This window comes from Mycobacterium sp. (assembly GCF_036490025.1).
GTDB lineage: Bacteria > Actinomycetota > Actinomycetes > Mycobacteriales > Mycobacteriaceae > Mycobacterium.
This window is the reverse complement of record NZ_DASXEP010000074.1, coordinates 1-15728: the sequence shown is the minus strand read 5'-3', so window position 1 is coordinate 15728 and position 15728 is coordinate 1. Positions and strand designations below refer to the sequence as shown.

Genomic DNA, 15728 nt, shown 5'->3' with positions numbered 1-15728 from the left:
TGCGATTCTCTGTCTGCTCACCAGAGATTCAGTACCGCCATTGCGGCGTTGTGACCGCCGATGCCGGAGACCGCTCCGCCGCGGCGAGCGCCTGCGCCGCACAGCAGAATTCGCTCGTGTGCGGTGGCGACACCCCACTGTCGTGCCGGAGTATCCAGCTGGTCGTCGTCTTCGGCGAACGGCCAGCGTAAGGCACCGTGAAAGATGTTGCCGCCGGTCATGCCGAGCCGCTGTTCCAGGTCCAGGGTGGTCGTCGTCTCGATGCAGGGCAACCCGTTCGCGTCGTTTATTAGCACGTCGTGAATCGGTTCGGCCAGAACGGAATTCAATGAGGTCAGCACGGCTTCGGTGAGCGCCTCACGCTCGGCACCGAAGACTGGGTGCGGGGTGTGCAGACCGAACGCCGTCAACGTCGCAGCGCCCGATTCGCGCAGTGCGGGCAACAGGATGCTGGGGTCGGTCAGCGAATGGCAGTAGATCTCGCAGGGCAGTGGGTCCGGCAGCGCGCCGGCAGCTGCCCGCGCATACGCCGCGTCCAGCTGCGACCAGGTTTCGTTGACATGCAGCGTTCCTCCGAAGGCCTGCTCGGGTGTCACGCTGTCATCGCGCAGTCGCGGCAGCCGCCGCAGCACCATGTTCACCTTGACCTGGGCGCCGGTAGCGGTCGTCGACGCCGGTTCGCCGAGCAGCCCGGCCAGTGTCGCCGGCGTGACGCCCGCCAATACGAATCGGCCGCGGACGACGTGCTCGTCGTCGTCGCGGCGGTAGCGCACCTCGCCGCTCGGGTCGATCGCGTAAACCTCTGCGCCGGTGATGATTTCGACACCGTGGGCCGACGCTGCGGCAGCCAGCGCCGCGCTCACCGCACCCATGCCGCCGACCGGGACGTGCCAGTCCCCGGTGCCGCCGCCGAGCAGGTGATACAGGAAGCAGACGTTCTGCTGCAGCGACGGATCGTCGAGCCTGGCGAAGGTGCCGATCAGCGCGTCGGTCGCGACCACGCCGCGCACCAGATCATTGCCGAGCGCATGAGTGATCGCGGCGCTGATCGGTCGTTCGACCAGGGCCCGCCACGCCGCGGCCGCTTCGGGATCACCGTCGGCGACCGTTGCCCGGGCCTGCGCGCGAGTCCGCAGCGGCTCCAGCAGCGTCGGCCATAGGCGCCCGGTCACCCGTCGGCAGCGCCGGTAGAACGCGGCGAAGGCCCACTCGTCATCGTGGGCACCGATGGCGTCGAACGTGCAGTGCGGACCGACCAGCAGACCGGTACGTCCGGCGGTGGCCGGATCGGGGGTGTACGACGAATAGCGCCGACGGGCCAACCGCACCGTCGCGCCCAGGTCGTCGAGGATGCGTGTCGGCAGCAGGCTCACCAGATACGCGTACCGCGACAGGCGAGCTTCGACGCCATCGAAGATCTGCGACGACACCGCGGCACCGCCGACGTGCGGCAGCCGTTCCAGCAGCCGCACCCGCAGGCCGGCCCGGGCCAGGTATGCGGCGGCGACCAGACCGTTGTGCCCGCCACCCACGATGACCGCGTCGACGTCCCGCGCAGCCATCTGCTCAGCCCAGGTAGCCCTCGACCTCGTCGGCGGGACGTACCGCGGCGTCGCTGGGATCGCCACCGGTCTCGCGTAGGGCGCGGCGCTGCCGGAGCAAATCCCAGCACTGGTCGAGGTCGATCTCGAGTTGGCGCAGTCGCTTGTGCTCCTCGGACTCGCTGATTTCGCCGTGCCGCAACTGCTCTCGAAGCGCCTTCTCTTCGGCGACCAGCTCGTTGATGCGCGACAGGGCATTGTTGTCTGGGTTGTCGGTCATGTTCGGTCCGCTTCCACGAGTCAAGTGTGCCCGACTAGGGTCGATCGCGTGTCAAGCAAACCTGAGATTGAATTTCCCAGCGGCCCCGCGCCTGCCCAACTGGCCATCCAGGACCTCGTGGTCGGCGATGGACCCGAGGCCGTACCGGGCGGCACCCTCGAGGTGCACTACGTCGGCGTCGACTACGACTCCGGCGAAGAATTCGACAGCTCGTGGGGTCGCGGCCAATCGATCTCGTTCCCGCTGCAAGGACTCATCCAGGGTTGGCAGGACGGTATCCCGGGAATGAAGGTCGGCGGCCGGCGTCAGCTGGTGATCCCGCCGGAACAGGCGTACGGGCCGACCGGCTCGGGGCATCAGCTGTCGGGCAAGACACTGATCTTCGTCATCGATCTACTCAGTACCCGCTGAGAGCGGTCAGCTCGGCGGCGGCAGCCGCAACAACAAGCGTGCTCCGCCGAGCGGGCTTTCCTCCAGCGATGCCATGCCCCCGTGCAGATGCGCCTGCTGTGCCACCAGAGCCAGACCGAGTCCGGAGCCGGAGTGCGACGCGGTCGAGCCGCGGGAGAACCGGTCGAACACGACCTGGCGCTCCTCCTCGGGCAGCCCACTGCCGTTGTCGTCGATGGCGATCTCCACCCCGGCCCGCGAGCTGACCGCGGACAGCTGAACTTGGGTGGCGCCGCCGTGTTTGACGGCGTTGGCGATCGCGTTGTCCACGGCCAGGCGGAGGCCGGCGGGCAGACCGACGATGATGCACGTCGGCGAGGGCGCGAGGGATACGTCGAGGTCAGGGTAGATCCGCATGGCGTCGTGTGCTGCGCGGTCGAGCAGCTCGGTGATGTCGACCGGGACATGATCCTCGGACGTCGACAGCTCACCCTGCGCGAGCCGTTCCAGCGCGGAAAGCGTTGCCTCGATTCGTGATTGGGTGCGAATGACGTCGCTGAGCACCTCTTTGCGCTGCTCGTCGGGAAGGTCGAGGGTGGCCAGCACCTCGAGGTTGGTGCGCATTGCGGTCAGTGGTGTGCGCAACTCGTGTGAGGACACCGCGGCGAAGTCGCGGGCCGAGGCCAGGGCTTCCATTGTGCGGTTCTGCTCGTCCCAGATCCGTTGCAGCATGCCCCGCAGGGCTTCGGCGATCTCGACGGCCTCGCTGGCGCCTCGCACCTGGACTTGCGGACTTTCGTCGCCTGCGTTGATGGACCGCGTCTGTTGCGCCAACCGTTTGAACGGGCGTACCGCGAAAGTGGCCAGCAGCCAGGCGAATACGGCCGCGGCGGCGATCGAGAACGCAGCGATCAAGATCACCCGGCGATGCAGGTTGTTGGTGTCGGCGACGGTGGCGTCATAGGTGGCGCCGACTTCCACCGACATCGGGTGCGGCCCCGGGATGTTCACGGTGCGCACTCGGTAGCGCACCCCGTTGACGTAGGTGTCAGCGTAACCGGCCGGTAGCTGGGGCAGCGTGACGGTGGTGTTCGACGTGACCGCGCCATTGACGTGGCGCACGGTGATGACCGCGTTCTGATCACTGGGGGACTTGGGAATCTGGCCGAGCCCGCGGGGCAGGAACGGGATCGCGAAACCGGCGGCCTCGTCGAGACGGCGGTCCAGCCTCTCATGGCGGTCCTTGGTGACGCCGAACCACACCACCGTGCAGGTGATCATCACCGGGATCGCTGCACCGATGATGGTCGCCACCACCACGCGGGCGCGCAGCGACGGCGTGCGGGTCAGGATTCTCGACAAGAAATTCATGTTCGGTCCCGTCACTGCATGCGCAGTACGAATCCCACGCCCCGGACGGTGTGCAGCAGCCGCGGGCCGCCGCCGGCTTCCAGCTTGCGGCGCAGGTATCCGATGAACACGTCGACGACGTTGGTGTCGGCGGCGAAGTCGTAACCCCACACTAGTTCCAGCAGCTGTGCGCGCGACAACACCGCGGTCTTGTGCTCGGCCAGCACCGCCAGCAGATCGAACTCACGCTTGGTCAGGTCGACGTCGACGCCGTTGACCCGGGCCCGGCGGCCCGGGATGTCGACCTCCAGCGGGCCCACCGTGATGGTTTCCGAGGACGACGTCGCCGTGGATCCGCGACGGCGCAGCAGCGCCCGCACCCGCGCCACCAACTCCGCCAGCACGAACGGCTTGACCAGGTAGTCGTCGGCGCCGGCCTCCAGCCCGGCTACCCGGTCGTCGACCGAGCTGCGCGCGCTCAGGACACACACCGGCACGTCGTTGTCCATGGCCCGCAGCGCGGTCACCACGCTGACGCCGTCGAGCACCGGCATGTTGATGTCGAGCACGATCGCATCGGGCCTGGTCTCGGTGGCGCTTCGCAGCGCCTCGGCGCCGTCTACCGCGGTCGCCACCTCGAAGCCGGACAACCGCAATCCGCGCTCCAGGGAGGCAAGCACGTCGGAGTCGTCGTCGACAACCAAAACCCGTGGTGAGGTCGCGCTAGTGTCCATGCCGCCCATGATGCCTGATTGTCCCCCTTAGCTGTGGGAACAGCAGTCCGGGCCCGTCCGGCGCGGCGGGAATCGTCGGGCGCCGGGTTCCATTGGCAGCCGCAACGAGTTCACCAGGTAACTGACGGTGCGGTAGGTGCCGGCGAGCATGAGCAGTTCCAGCAGTGCCTCGGCCGAGTGATGGGCGGTGAGCTCGGCCCAGAGCTCGTCGTCGACCGTGCAGTTCTCCTGCAGGCTGTCGCACAACCGAATCAGCGGCCGATCGGCGTCGGTCCAGCAGGGGTCGTCGGGTCCGCCAACCGTCAGGGACGTGGTTTGTGCTTCTGTCAGACCGGCTTTGGCCGCGAAGACGTTGACGTGCACGCCCCACTCGTACTCGGCGCCGCAGGATGCCGCCACCCGGTCGATGACGATCTCGCGTTGCCGGATGGACAGATGACCCCGGTCGAGCAGTCCGGAGTTGAAAAACTTGAAAAACAGCCGGCGATCGCGCGCCAACGTGGTGAACAACACCAGCGGCGGCTGGCCGCCCATGATCGCGTCGATGGCTTGCCGGACGTCGTCGGGCAGCGGTTCGGCGGCCGGAGCGATGCGGCCGCTATCATTTTTATAGCGTGTCATGGTGGCGACGCTAGCCCGGGTGCTACAAAATGTAAAGCATGAATTCACCTGGCATCGGATCGTCGGCTCGTGGATCACGTTCGGGGCGGCCGATCATGGTGGCCCTCGACGCGCTGGGGCGCCGCGGCGCGCTCCGGCTGCTCTGGGAGTTGCGCGATGGCCCGCTGACCTTCCGGGCACTGCAAACCGCCTGCGACACCAACCCCGGTTCGCTGAACACCCGGTTGAAAGAGCTCCGACAGCTACACATCGTCGACCATGGGGACGGGGGTTATTTCCTTACACCACATGGCTATTCGCTGATGGCGGCGCTTGAGCCACTACAACGCTGGGCGCACGGCTGGGCGGCCGACGCGCTCGATTCAGCGGTAGACCAAACCCGATAGCCGCCAGGCCAGTCGGCTGCGAACCGCTGGGATCTGTGCGGCCACTCGCATCAACCCGTTGCGAGCCGGGCGCATCGCCCTGGGCAAGGTCGCCAGTCGGGTCAACCGGCCGGTCGCGGCCAGTACTTCCCGCGCGATCGGACGACGGCTCGCGCTATAGACGTCCAGCGCGGCGACCGACCCGCCTGGTAGCGCGTCGCGCAGGGCGTCGGCCAACGCGACGGCGTCCTGGATGCCCAGGTTCATGCCCTGGCCGCCGGCGGGGCTATGGACGTGGGCGGCGTCGCCGGCCAGCAACAGGCGTCCGGCCCGATACGTATCGGCAACCCGGTGCTGGATGCGGAATCGCGATCCCCAGACCAGCTCGGTGACAACGCTGTGTCCCGGGCCGAAGCCGCGAGTGTCCATGATGTCCTGGACGAACTCCGCCGACGGCACCTCTGGCGCGTCAGCGCTCGGCGCGACGATGCGATGAATGCCGCCGGGTAAGGGCGCCAGCACATTCAAGCCGTTCATCGCGTAGAACAGGATGACTTCATCGTCGGGCGCCTCGCCGGCGAGTCGGACGTCGGCGAGCGTGAACGATTCGGCGTACTCGCCGCCGGCGAAGCCGATCCCGGCCTGTTCGCGCACGGTGCTGTGCGCTCCGTCGCAGCCCACCACAAAGCGCGCCCGGATGGTGTCCCCGTCGTCGAAAGTGGCTGTCACGCCGTCGCGGTCCTGCGACAATCGGGTCAGCGCTTTTGGCCGGAGCACGTCGCCGCCGAGCTCGGCCAGCCGCTCGACAAGCAGCGCTTCGGTAGTGGCCTGCGAAATCATCAACGTGTAGGGGTAATTGGTGGGAAGCGCCGAAAAATCGATCGGGATCAGCGTGCGCGCCCCCTGCCGCATGGTGAACCGCGGGGCAATGAGCCCCGACTTGACCATTCGTCTCGAAACGTCGACGTCTTCGAGCACCTCGAGCGTGCGGGCGTTGACCGCGGCCGCACGCGAGGTGTTCGCGCCGACGGTCAGCCGGTCGACGACGATGACATCCGCATCGCGACGCAGCAGCGATGCGGCCAGCGTGAGTCCAGTCGGGCCAGCGCCCACAACGAGGACGTCGGTGTCCATCATGATGATCCTCCATCCGTGAAAGTCAACGCTTGTTGGCATTCACCATCGTGCGCCGGGTAGCGACCTATGTCAACACTTGTTGGCCTACAATCGTTGACATGAGACGAACGTCGCAGGAGACGAAGGCCGCCATATTGACCGCGGCCCGAGAGCGATTCGGTGCTAACGGCTTCCAGGCCGCCACCATCCGGGCCATTGCCGCCGACGCCGGCATCGACCCGTCGATGGTGATGCGGTACTTCGGTAGCAAGGACAAGCTGTTCGCCGCTGCGGCGGAGTTTGACCTGAAGTTTCCCGACCTCACCGAACTGGATCAGGCAGCGGTGGGCCGGTCGCTGGTCAGCCACTTTCTCCAACGCTGGGAAGGTGACGAGGCGCTAGTAATCCTGTTGCGGTCCAGCGCCACCAACGCCGATGCCGCGCAGCGCATGCAGCACATCTTCACCAAACAGCTGCAACCGCTGGTGGCAACCCTGGTTCCGGCCTCCGAAGCTCGCTGGCGGGCTGGGCTGATCGCCACTCAGATCTTGGGTGTGGCCTGGTGCCGCTTCGTGTTGCGGTTGCCGGCGGTGGTCAAGATGACCCGAGCCGAAATCGTCGACTGGGTCGGACCGACGATCCAGTGTTACCTCGGGTTGCCGGACAGCTAGGGCAGCCCGATATTGCGGTAGCGCCGCAACCGCGCCGCCATCCGGTCGGAGGCCGGCATGCCGCGCAGTGCGTGCAGTTCGACGGCGATCGTCGCCGACAGCCGGGTGGAGAACTCGAGGGGTTCATCGGCGGCGTCGGGGTGCTCCGGCACAACGGTGTCGACGATCCCGGACGCCAGCAAGTCGACCGACCGAATGCCCTGCGCGGAGGACAGCTCGGGGGCGTGCGCCATGTCGCGGAAGACGATCGCGCTGGCGCCCTCCGGCGGCAGCGGCGCCAGCCAGCCGTGCAGCGCAGACAACACCCGGTCGGCGGGCACCATCGCCAGGGCAGGGCCGCCGCTGCCCTGACCGAGCAGCACCGACACCGTCGGGGTGTCCAGGGTGACCAGCTCGGCCAGGCAGTGCGCGATCTCGCCGGCCAGCCCACCCTGTTCGGCTTCGGTCGACAGTGCAGGCCCGGCGGTGTCGATGACCAGCACCAGCGGCAGCCGCAGACCCGCGGCCAGCGTCATGCCGCGGCGGGCTTCGCGCAGCGAGGCCGGCCCGACCAGCCCGCCGACCACGCGTTGCTGGCCGAGCACCACCGCGGGCTGGCCGGCGAAGCGGGCCAGCGCCAGCAGCATGGTTGCGGCCTCGCCCTGTCCGGTCCCCGACAACAGCACCTGGTCGGTGCAGCCGTATCGCAGCAGATGTCGGGCGCCGGGCCGGTCCGGTCGCCGTGACGCCAGCACCGAGTCCCACGCCGGGATGTCGGGCAGCGTCTCCGGCTGCGTCGGATCCGGCGCCGGACCTGGGTCGTCGGCGACCACTCGCAGTGCCCGGTCGAGGATGCCGCGCAGCTCACCGAGGGGCACGACGGCGTCGATCACCCCGTGCCGTTGCAGGTTCTCGGCGGTTTGGACGCCGGACGGGAACGGCTCGCCGTAGAGCTGCTCGTAGACCCGTGGCCCCAGAAAGCCGATCAGCGCGCCAGGCTCGGCGATGGTGACGTGGCCCAGTGAACCCCACGACGCGAACACCCCGCCGGTGGTCGGGTGACGCAGGTACACCAGGTAGGGCAGGTGTGCCCGCTTGTGCAAGGTGACGGCCGCGGCGATTTTGACCATCTGCAGAAACGCAACGGTGCCTTCTTGCATCCGGGTGCCACCCGAGCTCGGCGACGCCAGCAGCGGCAGCCGCTCGTCGGTGGCGCGTTGCACCGCGGTGGTGATCCGCTCGGCGGCGGCCACCCCGATCGAGCCGCCGAGGAAGTCGAACTCGCAGACCACGACGGCCACTCGCCGCCCGAACACCCGGCCCTCACCGGTCAGCAGCGATTCGTCGTGGCCGCTGGCGGCTCGTGCCTCGGCCAGCTCGTCGGCATACGACTCACTCGTCGGTATCTCCACCGGCGGGCTGTCCCAGCTGGTGAACGATCCTTCATCGAGCACCGCGTCGCGCAGTTGGTCGGTCCCGATCCGGCTCACCGGACGAGGCTACCTAGCCACCGGCCCGTCAACCCTGCGCGAGAGTCTGCTGATCGACGTCGAAAAGCGATATGGGATCCAGGATGACGCCGGTGTCCTCGACGTAGCGGTCCCAGAGCGCCAGTAGCTCGGTCAGCTTGTCGGGCCGCGAGGCGGCGAGGTCGTCGATTTCGCCAGGGTCGGCGGCGAGGTCGTAGAGCTGCCAGTCGCCCGAGCCGTACGGCTCGGGCAGGTGGAGCGCCTTCCAGTCGCCCTGGCGAATCGCGCGACGGCCGAACAATTCCCATCCGGTACTTGCTGCGGTGTCGTGTACCGCTGCGGTCTCGCCGGATAAATACGGCAACAGCGACCGGCCGCGCATGGGTGCCACCTCGCGTCCCCGATATTCGGTGCCCGGGTGCGCGACGCCCGCGAGTTCGAGGACGGTCGGGGCGATGTCCATGACGGTGCTGAACGCGGTGCCGATCTGGTGCTGGCGGTCGAACCCCGGCCAGGTGACGAACCCGACTACTCGGATGCCGCCCTCGGTGGTGAACGCCTTGTGTAGACGCGACGGCGCGGTGGCGGCCTGCGCCCAGCGCGGGCCATACCAGATGAATGAGTTGGAGGCGCCGAGGTTGTCGAGGCTGTTGTCCCAGTTCCGTTCGATCTCGGCGGCGATCACCCCACCGAGGATCGGCATCGCCTCGACGATCGCGCCCTCCGCGCCGTTGTCGGACAGGAAGATCACGACCGTGTTGTCCAGTTCGCCGGTCTCGGTGAGGTAGTCGATCACTTTGCCGATGTTCTGATCCATCCGGTCGACCATGGCGGCGTAGACTTCCATGCTGCGCGCCGACTTGGCCTGCTCGTCGTCGCTCAGGTCGGACCACTCCGGTTCCCGGTCGGCCACGACCGGGTGTGCGGCGATGTCGGGTGGGCACAGCCCGAGCCGCTTGAGCGCTTCCAGTCGCGCCTCGCGCAGCGCGTCCGGGCCGGCGTCGTAGCGGCCGCGATATTTCGCGATGGTCTCCTCGGGCGCCTGCAGGGGCCAGTGCGGCGCCTGGAAGGGCAGGTACGCGAAGAACGGCCGGTCGTCCTCGTCGGTGCGCTCCCGGAAATAGCGCAGCAGCGTGTCGGCGTAGAAGTCCGACGAATAGAAGTCATCGTCGACCGAGACGAATTGGTCATCCTCCGTGTATCGCGAAAGCGCCGGCAAGAAGTCGCCGGGAACGTCGCCGTAATGGCTTGCGCCACCAGGCAATAGCGCAAACGACCGCTCGAATCCGCGGGCCCACGGCGTCCGGTCGATGGTGTTGCCGAGATGCCACTTGCCCGCCATCAGCGTCAGGTACCCGGCGTCGCGCAGTAGCTCGGGCAACGCGACGACCCGGTCGTTCAGATAGCCCTCGTAGCCGGGTGGGCCCTGGAAACCCGGGGGCGTGACCTCGAGCATGGTGCCGATGCCGGCGATGTGGTGATCCGTTCCGGTCAACAGCATCGACCGGGTCGGCGAACAGGCCGGCGCCGAATGGAAGCCGGTGAACCGGACCCCGGCGTGGGCCAGCCGGTCCAGGTTGGGGGTGCTGATCTCGCTGCCGAAGGCGCCGATATCGGAGAACCCGAGGTCGTCTGCCACTATCACCAGGAAGTTGGGCCGTTTCACGGTGATGCATCCTGTCAGGTCCGCCAGCCGAATGGAACGGTCTCGCTAGCGCTGATTCTCCTCAGGCCGTGCCGGCCTGCATCGTCGCCACTCAGGCTGGATTGGTTCGGCTTCTCCTCAGGCCGTGCGGGCCTGCATCGTCGCCAAACTAAGCTTGGCGGCATGATCCGCGCCAACGACGATGTAAAGCGAAGCGACGAAGAGGAGTGGCGCACATGATCGGTGTCACCCGCGCCGAGGACGTCTTGACCATTGAGTTGCAGCGTCCCGCGCGGCGCAATGCGCTCAACTCCGAGCTGGTCGAGGAGTTGCGCGAGGCCGTGGAGAAAGCCGCAGGTGAAGACGTCCGTGTCGTCGTGCTGACCGGGCAGGGCACCGTCTTCTGCGCCGGCGCCGACCTGAGCGGCGACGCGTTCGCCGCGGACTATCCCGACCGCCTCATCGAACTGCACAAGGTTTTGGACGCAGCGCCGATTCCGGTCATCGGTGCGATCAACGGGCCCGCGATCGGTGCGGGTCTGCAGCTGGCGATGCAGTGCGATCTGCGAGTGGTCGCGCCCGAGGCCTTTTTCCAGTTTCCGACATCGAAATATGGCCTGGCACTGGACAACTGGAGTATCCACCGGCTCTCGTCGCTGGTCGGGCATGGCCGGGCGCGGGCGATGTTGCTGACGGCGGAGAAGCTGACCGCCGAGACCGCGCTGCAGACCGGGATGGCGAACCGGATCGGGACGCTGGCCGATGCGCAGGCCTGGGCCGCCGAAATCGCCGGCCTGGCGCCGCTGGCGCTGCAGCATGCCAAGCGGGTGCTCAATGACGACGGCTCCATCGAAGAGCCCTCGCCGCTGCAAAAGGAACTCTTCGACAAGGCGTGGGGCAGTCAGGACGTGATCGAAGCGCAGGTCGCGCGGATGGAGAAGCGGCCGCCGAAATTCCAGGGGGCCTGATCGGATGCTGCGTGGGGCATTGCGACTGACGGTGGGCACGGTCTCGCTCGCGACGGGCGGGTGGGTGCTGCGTGCGCTGCATGGTGCGCCGGCCGCGCTCGGGGCTCAACCGTCCGAGATTCGCGGGGTAGCCGAGCGCTCACCGAATTTCCGCGACGGTGTGTTCGTCAACCTGGAACCGGCTTCGTTCAAGATCGACAACGAGGAACAGCGAAACATCCTGTGGGAGCTGATCAGTGGCCGCGTGACAGCCCGGCCCGCCACGGAGATCCCGCTGATCACTCCCGAGCCGCGAGCCTTCGAGGCGCCGGCCGGTCGAATCGCGGTCAGCTGGTTCGGTCATTCGACTGCGCTGCTGGAGATCGACGGCTACCGCGTGCTCACCGACCCGGTGTGGAGTGAACGATGCTCACCTTCGGATGTCATCGGCCCGGGGCGCATGCATCCACCGCCGGTGTCGCTGGATGCGCTGCCGGCACTGGACGCGATCGTCGTCAGCCACGACCACTACGACCATCTCGACATCGACACCATCATCGCGTTGGCTCGAACTCAGCGGGCTCCATTCGTCGTTCCGCTCGGCGTCGGGGCGCACCTGCGTGACTGGGGCATTCCCGACGCCCGCATCGTCGAACTCGACTGGAACGAGCGCGCGCAGATCGACGAGCTCACTTTGATCTGCACGCCGGCCCGGCACTTCTCCGGCCGGTTCCTGAACCGCAACTCCACGCTGTGGGCGTCGTGGGCGATCATCGGTCCGGCGCACCGCGCCTACTTCGCCGGCGACACCGGGTACACCAAGAGTTTCGCGGAGATCGGCGCCGAGCACGGACCGTTCGACGTGACGCTGATGCCGGTCGGCGCATACAACAAGATGTGGCCGGACATTCACATGAACCCCGAGGAGGCGGTTCAGGCGCATGTGGACGTTCAGGGCGGTCTGTTGGTGCCGATCCACTGGTGCACGTTCCGGCTGGCGCCGCACCCGTGGGCCGAGCCGATCGAGCGACTGTTGGTCGCTGCAGAGGCTGCGCACGTCTCGGTAGCGGTGCCGAAACCGGGCGGACACGTCGACCCAACGGCGACTGCGGAATTCGGGCCATGGTGGCGGTCCGCGGAACCGTCGTGATACGTCTAGTCAGCAACTCCTACGGAAGAGGGACGCAACATGGGATTCCTGGACAAGGCCAAGGACCTGTTGGCGCAGAATGCCGACACGGTCGGCTCCGCGATCGATAAGGCGGGCGAGTTCGTCGACTCCAAGACCGACGGCAAGTACAAAGACGCGGTCGGCAAGGCGCAGGAGGCGGCGAAGAACGCGTTGGACGATGGCAACAAGGACGATCAGTAGAAGCAGGCCATGGCAAAGCTTTCCGGATCCATCGACGTCCCACTGCCGCCCGAAAAGGCTTGGCAGGACGCGTCGAACCTATCCCGCTTCAAGGAGTGGCTGACCATCCACCGGGTATGGCGGAGCAAGCTGCCCGAGCAGTTGGCGAAGGGCACGGTCATCGAGTCGATCGTCGAAGTCAAGGGCATGCCCAACCGCATCAAATGGACGATCGTGCATTACAAACCGCCGGAGGCGATGACGCTCAACGGTGTCGGCGTCGGCGGGGTCAAGGTCAAACTGATCGCGAAGGTCAAACCGAAGGGCCCCGACAGCCACGAGTCGGTTGTCAGCTTCGACGTGCACCTCGGGGGCCCGGCGTTGTTCGGGCCCATCGGCATGATCGTCGCCGCCGCGTTGCGCAGCGACATCAACGAGTCGTTGCACAAGTTCGCCACGGTGTTCGCGCCGGCCTGAGAAGAGCTAGCGGCTACTGTCGCACTATGCCCCGCGTACGCCCCGGTTGGATGGTCGCGCTGTTCGCCGCGATGGTGTCGGTGAGCGCGTGGCTACCGTGGTTGACCACGGCCGCGGGCGGCGGCGGCTGGGCAAACGCGATCGGTGGCAGCATCGGCAGCCTGCATCTGCCGCAGGGGTTCGGGCCGGGCCAGCTGATCGTGTTGCTGTCCTCGGTGCTACTGGTGGCCGGCGCGATGGTCGGCAGGGACTTGTCGGCGAAGCCGGCATCGGTTGCCGCGCTGGCGATCTCGCTGGTCGTCATTGCGCTGATGGTGCGGTACTACCACGTCAACGTCAAGCCGCCGGTATCGGCGGCGTACGGCCTGTACGTCGGGGGCGTTGCCGCGTCCGCTGCGATGCTGTGCTCGATGTGGGCGCTGGCGGCCTCGTTACGCGGCCGCCGCTAGTCCACGCTGACCTGTGTGCCCTTCAGTGGCTGAGCGCATTGATCGCAGCTCAGTTGCGCGGTGAACGCCTTGCCGCAGCCCAGATGAGTGATCGCCACCGCCGGGCCTTCCGGCGCGCGGAACCAATGCTGTCCGCACTGCAGCGCGGCGATGATCACCGGGAAGAACGCCCGACCTTTCTCGGTGAGCCGGTAGTGAACGCGCGCCGATCCGGTTTGCCGCGATACACACAACACACCGTTGGCGCAGAATGTCTGAAGCCGCTCAGTCAGCAACGACGGCGGTGCTCCAAGCTGGGTTTGAAAGTCGGTGAAGCGGCTGGCTCCGAGGAACGCGCACACCAACATCGCAGCCGCCCAACGGTTTCCGAACACGCTCATCGTCTCCGGGAACAGGCCGGCCTCGGCGCGGTTGCCGTCGGCAGTCGATCTGCGACGGGTGACCGCTTCGGGTACCGAGCGCGGCCACGAACCACTGGGGCCCCAGCGCGCCGCTACCTCTTTCTCGGTCACCGTCTCACCGCATGACCGGCAGGCCAGTGTCGGCGCGAAGTCGTTGTCGCACAACGTGTGGTGCATTCCCGGCAGCCGGTGCACATGGTCGGGCACCCACCGTCGTTCCCACTCCCAGATGGACAACAGCACCGGCCAGAAGGCCCGCCCGCGCTGGGTGATCAGATACTCGGCGCGCACCGGCCGGGTCTGGTATGTCGCGCGGATCAGTAATCCGTTATCCGTCAACGCCCGTAACCGGTTTGCCAACACCGAATTCGATATCGGCAGCCGTGCCATGAACTCGCCGTATCGGGTCGCGCCCAGTAACGCCTGCTGGATGATCAGCAGCGTCCACTCGTCGCCGAGCAGACCCAGGATCCGGCCGACCGCATTGGTGCCACCCGGACTCAGCAACGTCGGCTTAGCCGCCTTGGATGTCGAGGCCATTCACAGCCCGATCGTGCCGGCGGGAGAGTCGACGTCATGCCAGCGACGCAACTGCGGGCCCGGTGCCCAGGTAGCGTGAGTGCCGCTGGAGATCCGTTCGGGCAGTGCAAGTTTGCACACCGGTCCATCACCGAACCGGGCGGCGTCGAAGATCACGCAGTAGGAGGCATCGGCAGCCATGTCGGTGGTCAGCGTGATCAGGTAGCCATCGTCTTCGCCGGTCGAGTTGGAGCGCGGGGCCATGGCGGCCTCGCTTCCATATACCCCATCGGCGAACTGGTAGTGCTGTTCACCACCGCTGCGCAGGTCGTGCTTGACCAGTCCGTCGAACAGGAACCAACCCGGTTTGCCGGTGGCGGCATAGGTGTAGCGGTAGTTACCGGCGGCGTAGTCAGGGTTGATCGTGCCGAATTCGGTGATGGACTCCGACAGTTGCTCCTCTTTCACCGCGCCGGTGACCATGTTGAACCGCCACCGGTGCAGCCGGGCTTGCAGGCGATCCAGTGCCAGAAAGCGAAAGAGCGTGTCCCACTTACCTCCTAGGGCGTCAAGCGTGCCGCCGGTGTCCAGTGGCTGCGGTGCGCCTTCGTAAAATCCGTCGAGTACAATTTCGTCGCCGTCCTCGTAGGCATTGGTGAAGTGCAGCACGAACGTCGGGTCGGCCTCGAACCAGCGGACATCGCTACTAATGCCGCGGCGCGGCACCACCGCGAAGCGGGACGGCATGTCGGGGTAGAACCGGGGTAGGTGTACGTCGTGCTGGAGTAATTTCGGATCCCAGAACAGCGGGAAATCGTTGAGGATCACATAGTTTTCGGTGAAGGCCATGTCATGCGGCAGCCGCGGACCGGGCAGCGGAATGTCGATATAGGGCGCCAGATCATTGTTCTCGTCGACGACCCCGTAGTGCATGTACGGCGCCTGCTTGCTGTAGTTGAAGAACAGCAGCTCACCGGTTTTCGGGTCGACCTTCGGATGGGCGGACACTCCCCACTCGACCGGGAAGTTCCCGTTCCAGGTCTCCTTGCCCAGCGTGTTGGCCGAGAACGGGTCGACGCGATACAGGTCGCCGCACTGATAGAAGCTTGTCAGCGCGATCCCACGGTGGACGATGACATCGGTGCTCGAGGCGTCCTTCATCCGGGTGCGGGCGCCGCAGCCGCCCTCGCGCTTGGCCAGCTGAACCGGCTCCGCCAAGCCCGGCCACAGCGGCTCGCCCGCCTCGTTCTCGGCGAGAAAGCCGTCGGTGCGGACAAAACGGTTGCGGTAGAACGCTTTCCCATCGCGGAATCCGACGATGTGCAGCATGCCGTCGCCGTCGAACGGATGATAGGTCTTCAGCGCCGGGTGCAGCGGGTTCTCGGTGTTGCGCAGGTAGACACCGTCGAGATCGCGGGGAATT

The 15728-nt window shown here is 66.8% G+C and carries 18 protein-coding genes; 8 read left to right on the top strand and 10 right to left on the bottom strand.

Annotation, left to right across the window (positions count from 1 at the left end; all coding sequences use genetic code 11):
• Positions 1-17: 17 nt before the first annotated feature.
• Both VGG53_RS08570 and VGG53_RS08565 read right to left on the bottom strand, forming a co-directional pair.
• The gene (locus tag VGG53_RS08570; protein WP_331517620.1) at positions 18-1562 is read right to left on the bottom strand and encodes an NAD(P)/FAD-dependent oxidoreductase; all 1545 of its coding nucleotides are present in this window, start codon (positions 1560-1562) and stop codon (positions 18-20) included.
• A 4-nt stretch (positions 1563-1566) separates the two neighbouring features.
• Positions 1567-1821 carry a DUF2630 family protein gene (locus VGG53_RS08565; RefSeq protein WP_331517619.1) on the bottom strand — a complete coding sequence of 85 codons (255 nt, stop codon included), beginning with the start codon at positions 1819-1821 and terminating at the stop codon, positions 1567-1569.
• 48 nt (positions 1822-1869) lie between these two features.
• On the opposite strand from VGG53_RS08565, the gene VGG53_RS08560 reads away from it, so the two are divergent.
• Positions 1870-2232, top strand: coding sequence for an FKBP-type peptidyl-prolyl cis-trans isomerase (locus tag VGG53_RS08560; protein ID WP_331517618.1), 363 nt, complete (start codon positions 1870-1872; stop codon positions 2230-2232).
• Positions 2233-2238: 6 nt separating this feature from the next.
• Here VGG53_RS08560 and VGG53_RS08555 read toward each other — a convergent pair whose 3' ends face one another.
• From VGG53_RS08555 to VGG53_RS08545, 3 genes are read right to left on the bottom strand one after another with little or no spacing between them, the layout of a single operon-like run.
• Entirely contained in the window at positions 2239-3582 is a 1344-nt protein-coding gene (locus tag VGG53_RS08555) for a HAMP domain-containing sensor histidine kinase (RefSeq protein WP_331517617.1), read from the bottom strand.
• 11 nt (positions 3583-3593) lie between these two features.
• Complete coding sequence (gene prrA, locus VGG53_RS08550) at positions 3594-4304, bottom strand: two-component system response regulator PrrA (protein WP_331517616.1); 711 nt, start codon at positions 4302-4304, stop codon at positions 3594-3596.
• A gap of 18 nt (positions 4305-4322) precedes the next feature.
• Positions 4323-4916: a carboxymuconolactone decarboxylase family protein gene (locus tag VGG53_RS08545; protein ID WP_331517615.1), complete on the bottom strand. Its 594-nt coding sequence runs from the start codon at positions 4914-4916 to the stop codon at positions 4323-4325.
• A gap of 38 nt (positions 4917-4954) precedes the next feature.
• On the opposite strand from VGG53_RS08545, the gene VGG53_RS08540 reads away from it, so the two are divergent.
• The gene (locus VGG53_RS08540) at positions 4955-5302 is read left to right on the top strand and encodes a winged helix-turn-helix transcriptional regulator (RefSeq protein WP_331517614.1); all 348 of its coding nucleotides are present in this window, start codon (positions 4955-4957) and stop codon (positions 5300-5302) included.
• Here VGG53_RS08540 and VGG53_RS08535 read toward each other — a convergent pair.
• Positions 5279-6418, bottom strand: a complete 1140-nt coding sequence (locus VGG53_RS08535) for an FAD-dependent oxidoreductase (RefSeq protein WP_331517613.1) — start codon at positions 6416-6418, stop codon at positions 5279-5281. The two genes, VGG53_RS08540 and VGG53_RS08535, sit on opposite strands and share 24 nt — an antisense overlap.
• Before the next feature lie 98 nt (positions 6419-6516).
• Between VGG53_RS08535 and VGG53_RS08530 the strand changes: the two genes are divergently transcribed.
• The gene (locus tag VGG53_RS08530; RefSeq protein ID WP_331517612.1) at positions 6517-7068 is read left to right on the top strand and encodes a TetR/AcrR family transcriptional regulator; all 552 of its coding nucleotides are present in this window, start codon (positions 6517-6519) and stop codon (positions 7066-7068) included.
• Here the strand turns inward: VGG53_RS08530 and VGG53_RS08525 are convergent.
• Positions 7065-8537 carry a carboxyl transferase domain-containing protein gene (locus tag VGG53_RS08525; RefSeq protein WP_331517611.1) on the bottom strand — a complete coding sequence of 491 codons (1473 nt, stop codon included), beginning with the start codon at positions 8535-8537 and terminating at the stop codon, positions 7065-7067. The genes VGG53_RS08530 and VGG53_RS08525 overlap by 4 nt on opposite strands.
• 28 nt (positions 8538-8565) lie before the next feature.
• Positions 8566-10182, bottom strand: coding sequence for an arylsulfatase (locus VGG53_RS08520; protein ID WP_331517610.1), 1617 nt, complete (start codon positions 10180-10182; stop codon positions 8566-8568).
• Between the two features lie 215 nt (positions 10183-10397).
• Here VGG53_RS08520 and VGG53_RS08515 point away from each other — a divergent pair, with 215 nt between their 5' ends.
• The 5 genes from VGG53_RS08515 to VGG53_RS08495 are packed head-to-tail and all read left to right on the top strand — an operon-like array spanning position 10398 to position 13385.
• Positions 10398-11129 (top strand): enoyl-CoA hydratase, encoded by a 732-nt coding sequence (locus VGG53_RS08515; protein ID WP_331517609.1) that lies wholly within the window; start codon positions 10398-10400, stop codon positions 11127-11129.
• Positions 11130-11133: 4 nt separating this feature from the next.
• A complete protein-coding gene (locus VGG53_RS08510; RefSeq protein WP_331517608.1) occupies positions 11134-12258 on the top strand; it encodes an MBL fold metallo-hydrolase in 1125 nt (374 codons plus the stop codon).
• Between the two features lie 39 nt (positions 12259-12297).
• The gene (locus tag VGG53_RS08505) at positions 12298-12480 is read left to right on the top strand and encodes an antitoxin (RefSeq protein ID WP_331517607.1); all 183 of its coding nucleotides are present in this window, start codon (positions 12298-12300) and stop codon (positions 12478-12480) included.
• A gap of 9 nt (positions 12481-12489) precedes the next feature.
• The gene (locus tag VGG53_RS08500; RefSeq protein WP_331517606.1) at positions 12490-12936 is read left to right on the top strand and encodes a type II toxin-antitoxin system Rv0910 family toxin; all 447 of its coding nucleotides are present in this window, start codon (positions 12490-12492) and stop codon (positions 12934-12936) included.
• 26 nt (positions 12937-12962) lie between these two features.
• On the top strand, positions 12963-13385 hold the full coding sequence (locus VGG53_RS08495) for a hypothetical protein (protein ID WP_331517605.1): 423 nt from the start codon (positions 12963-12965) through the stop codon (positions 13383-13385).
• Here the strand turns inward: VGG53_RS08495 and VGG53_RS08490 are convergent.
• On the bottom strand, positions 13382-14326 hold the full coding sequence (locus VGG53_RS08490; protein WP_331517604.1) for a helix-turn-helix domain-containing protein: 945 nt from the start codon (positions 14324-14326) through the stop codon (positions 13382-13384). The genes VGG53_RS08495 and VGG53_RS08490 overlap by 4 nt on opposite strands.
• Positions 14327-15728 (bottom strand): carotenoid oxygenase family protein (locus tag VGG53_RS08485; RefSeq protein ID WP_331517603.1); only part of this gene is annotated, 1402 nt, incomplete at its 5' end. It abuts the gene before it with no gap.

Excerpts from the sequence above, each read along its gene's own strand:
- VGG53_RS08515 (WP_331517609.1), top strand. The coding sequence starts at position 10,398 with ATGATCGGTGTCACCCGCGCCGAGGACGTCTTGACCATTGAGTTGCAG.
- VGG53_RS08495 (WP_331517605.1), top strand. The coding sequence starts at position 12,963 with ATGCCCCGCGTACGCCCCGGTTGGATGGTCGCGCTGTTCGCCGCGATG.
- VGG53_RS08540 (WP_331517614.1), top strand. The coding sequence starts at position 4,955 with ATGAATTCACCTGGCATCGGATCGTCGGCTCGTGGATCACGTTCGGGG.
- VGG53_RS08570 (WP_331517620.1), bottom strand. The coding sequence starts at position 1,562 with ATGGCTGCGCGGGACGTCGACGCGGTCATCGTGGGTGGCGGGCACAAC.
- VGG53_RS08530 (WP_331517612.1), top strand. The coding sequence starts at position 6,517 with ATGAGACGAACGTCGCAGGAGACGAAGGCCGCCATATTGACCGCGGCC.
- VGG53_RS08490 (WP_331517604.1), bottom strand. The coding sequence starts at position 14,326 with ATGGCCTCGACATCCAAGGCGGCTAAGCCGACGTTGCTGAGTCCGGGT.
- VGG53_RS08510 (WP_331517608.1), top strand. The coding sequence starts at position 11,134 with ATGCTGCGTGGGGCATTGCGACTGACGGTGGGCACGGTCTCGCTCGCG.
- VGG53_RS08555 (WP_331517617.1), bottom strand. The coding sequence starts at position 3,582 with ATGAATTTCTTGTCGAGAATCCTGACCCGCACGCCGTCGCTGCGCGCC.
- VGG53_RS08505 (WP_331517607.1), top strand. The coding sequence starts at position 12,298 with ATGGGATTCCTGGACAAGGCCAAGGACCTGTTGGCGCAGAATGCCGAC.
- VGG53_RS08500 (WP_331517606.1), top strand. The coding sequence starts at position 12,490 with ATGGCAAAGCTTTCCGGATCCATCGACGTCCCACTGCCGCCCGAAAAG.
- VGG53_RS08565 (WP_331517619.1), bottom strand. The coding sequence starts at position 1,821 with ATGACCGACAACCCAGACAACAATGCCCTGTCGCGCATCAACGAGCTG.
- VGG53_RS08545 (WP_331517615.1), bottom strand. The coding sequence starts at position 4,916 with ATGACACGCTATAAAAATGATAGCGGCCGCATCGCTCCGGCCGCCGAA.
- VGG53_RS08535 (WP_331517613.1), bottom strand. The coding sequence starts at position 6,418 with ATGATGGACACCGACGTCCTCGTTGTGGGCGCTGGCCCGACTGGACTC.
- prrA (WP_331517616.1), bottom strand. The coding sequence starts at position 4,304 with ATGGGCGGCATGGACACTAGCGCGACCTCACCACGGGTTTTGGTTGTC.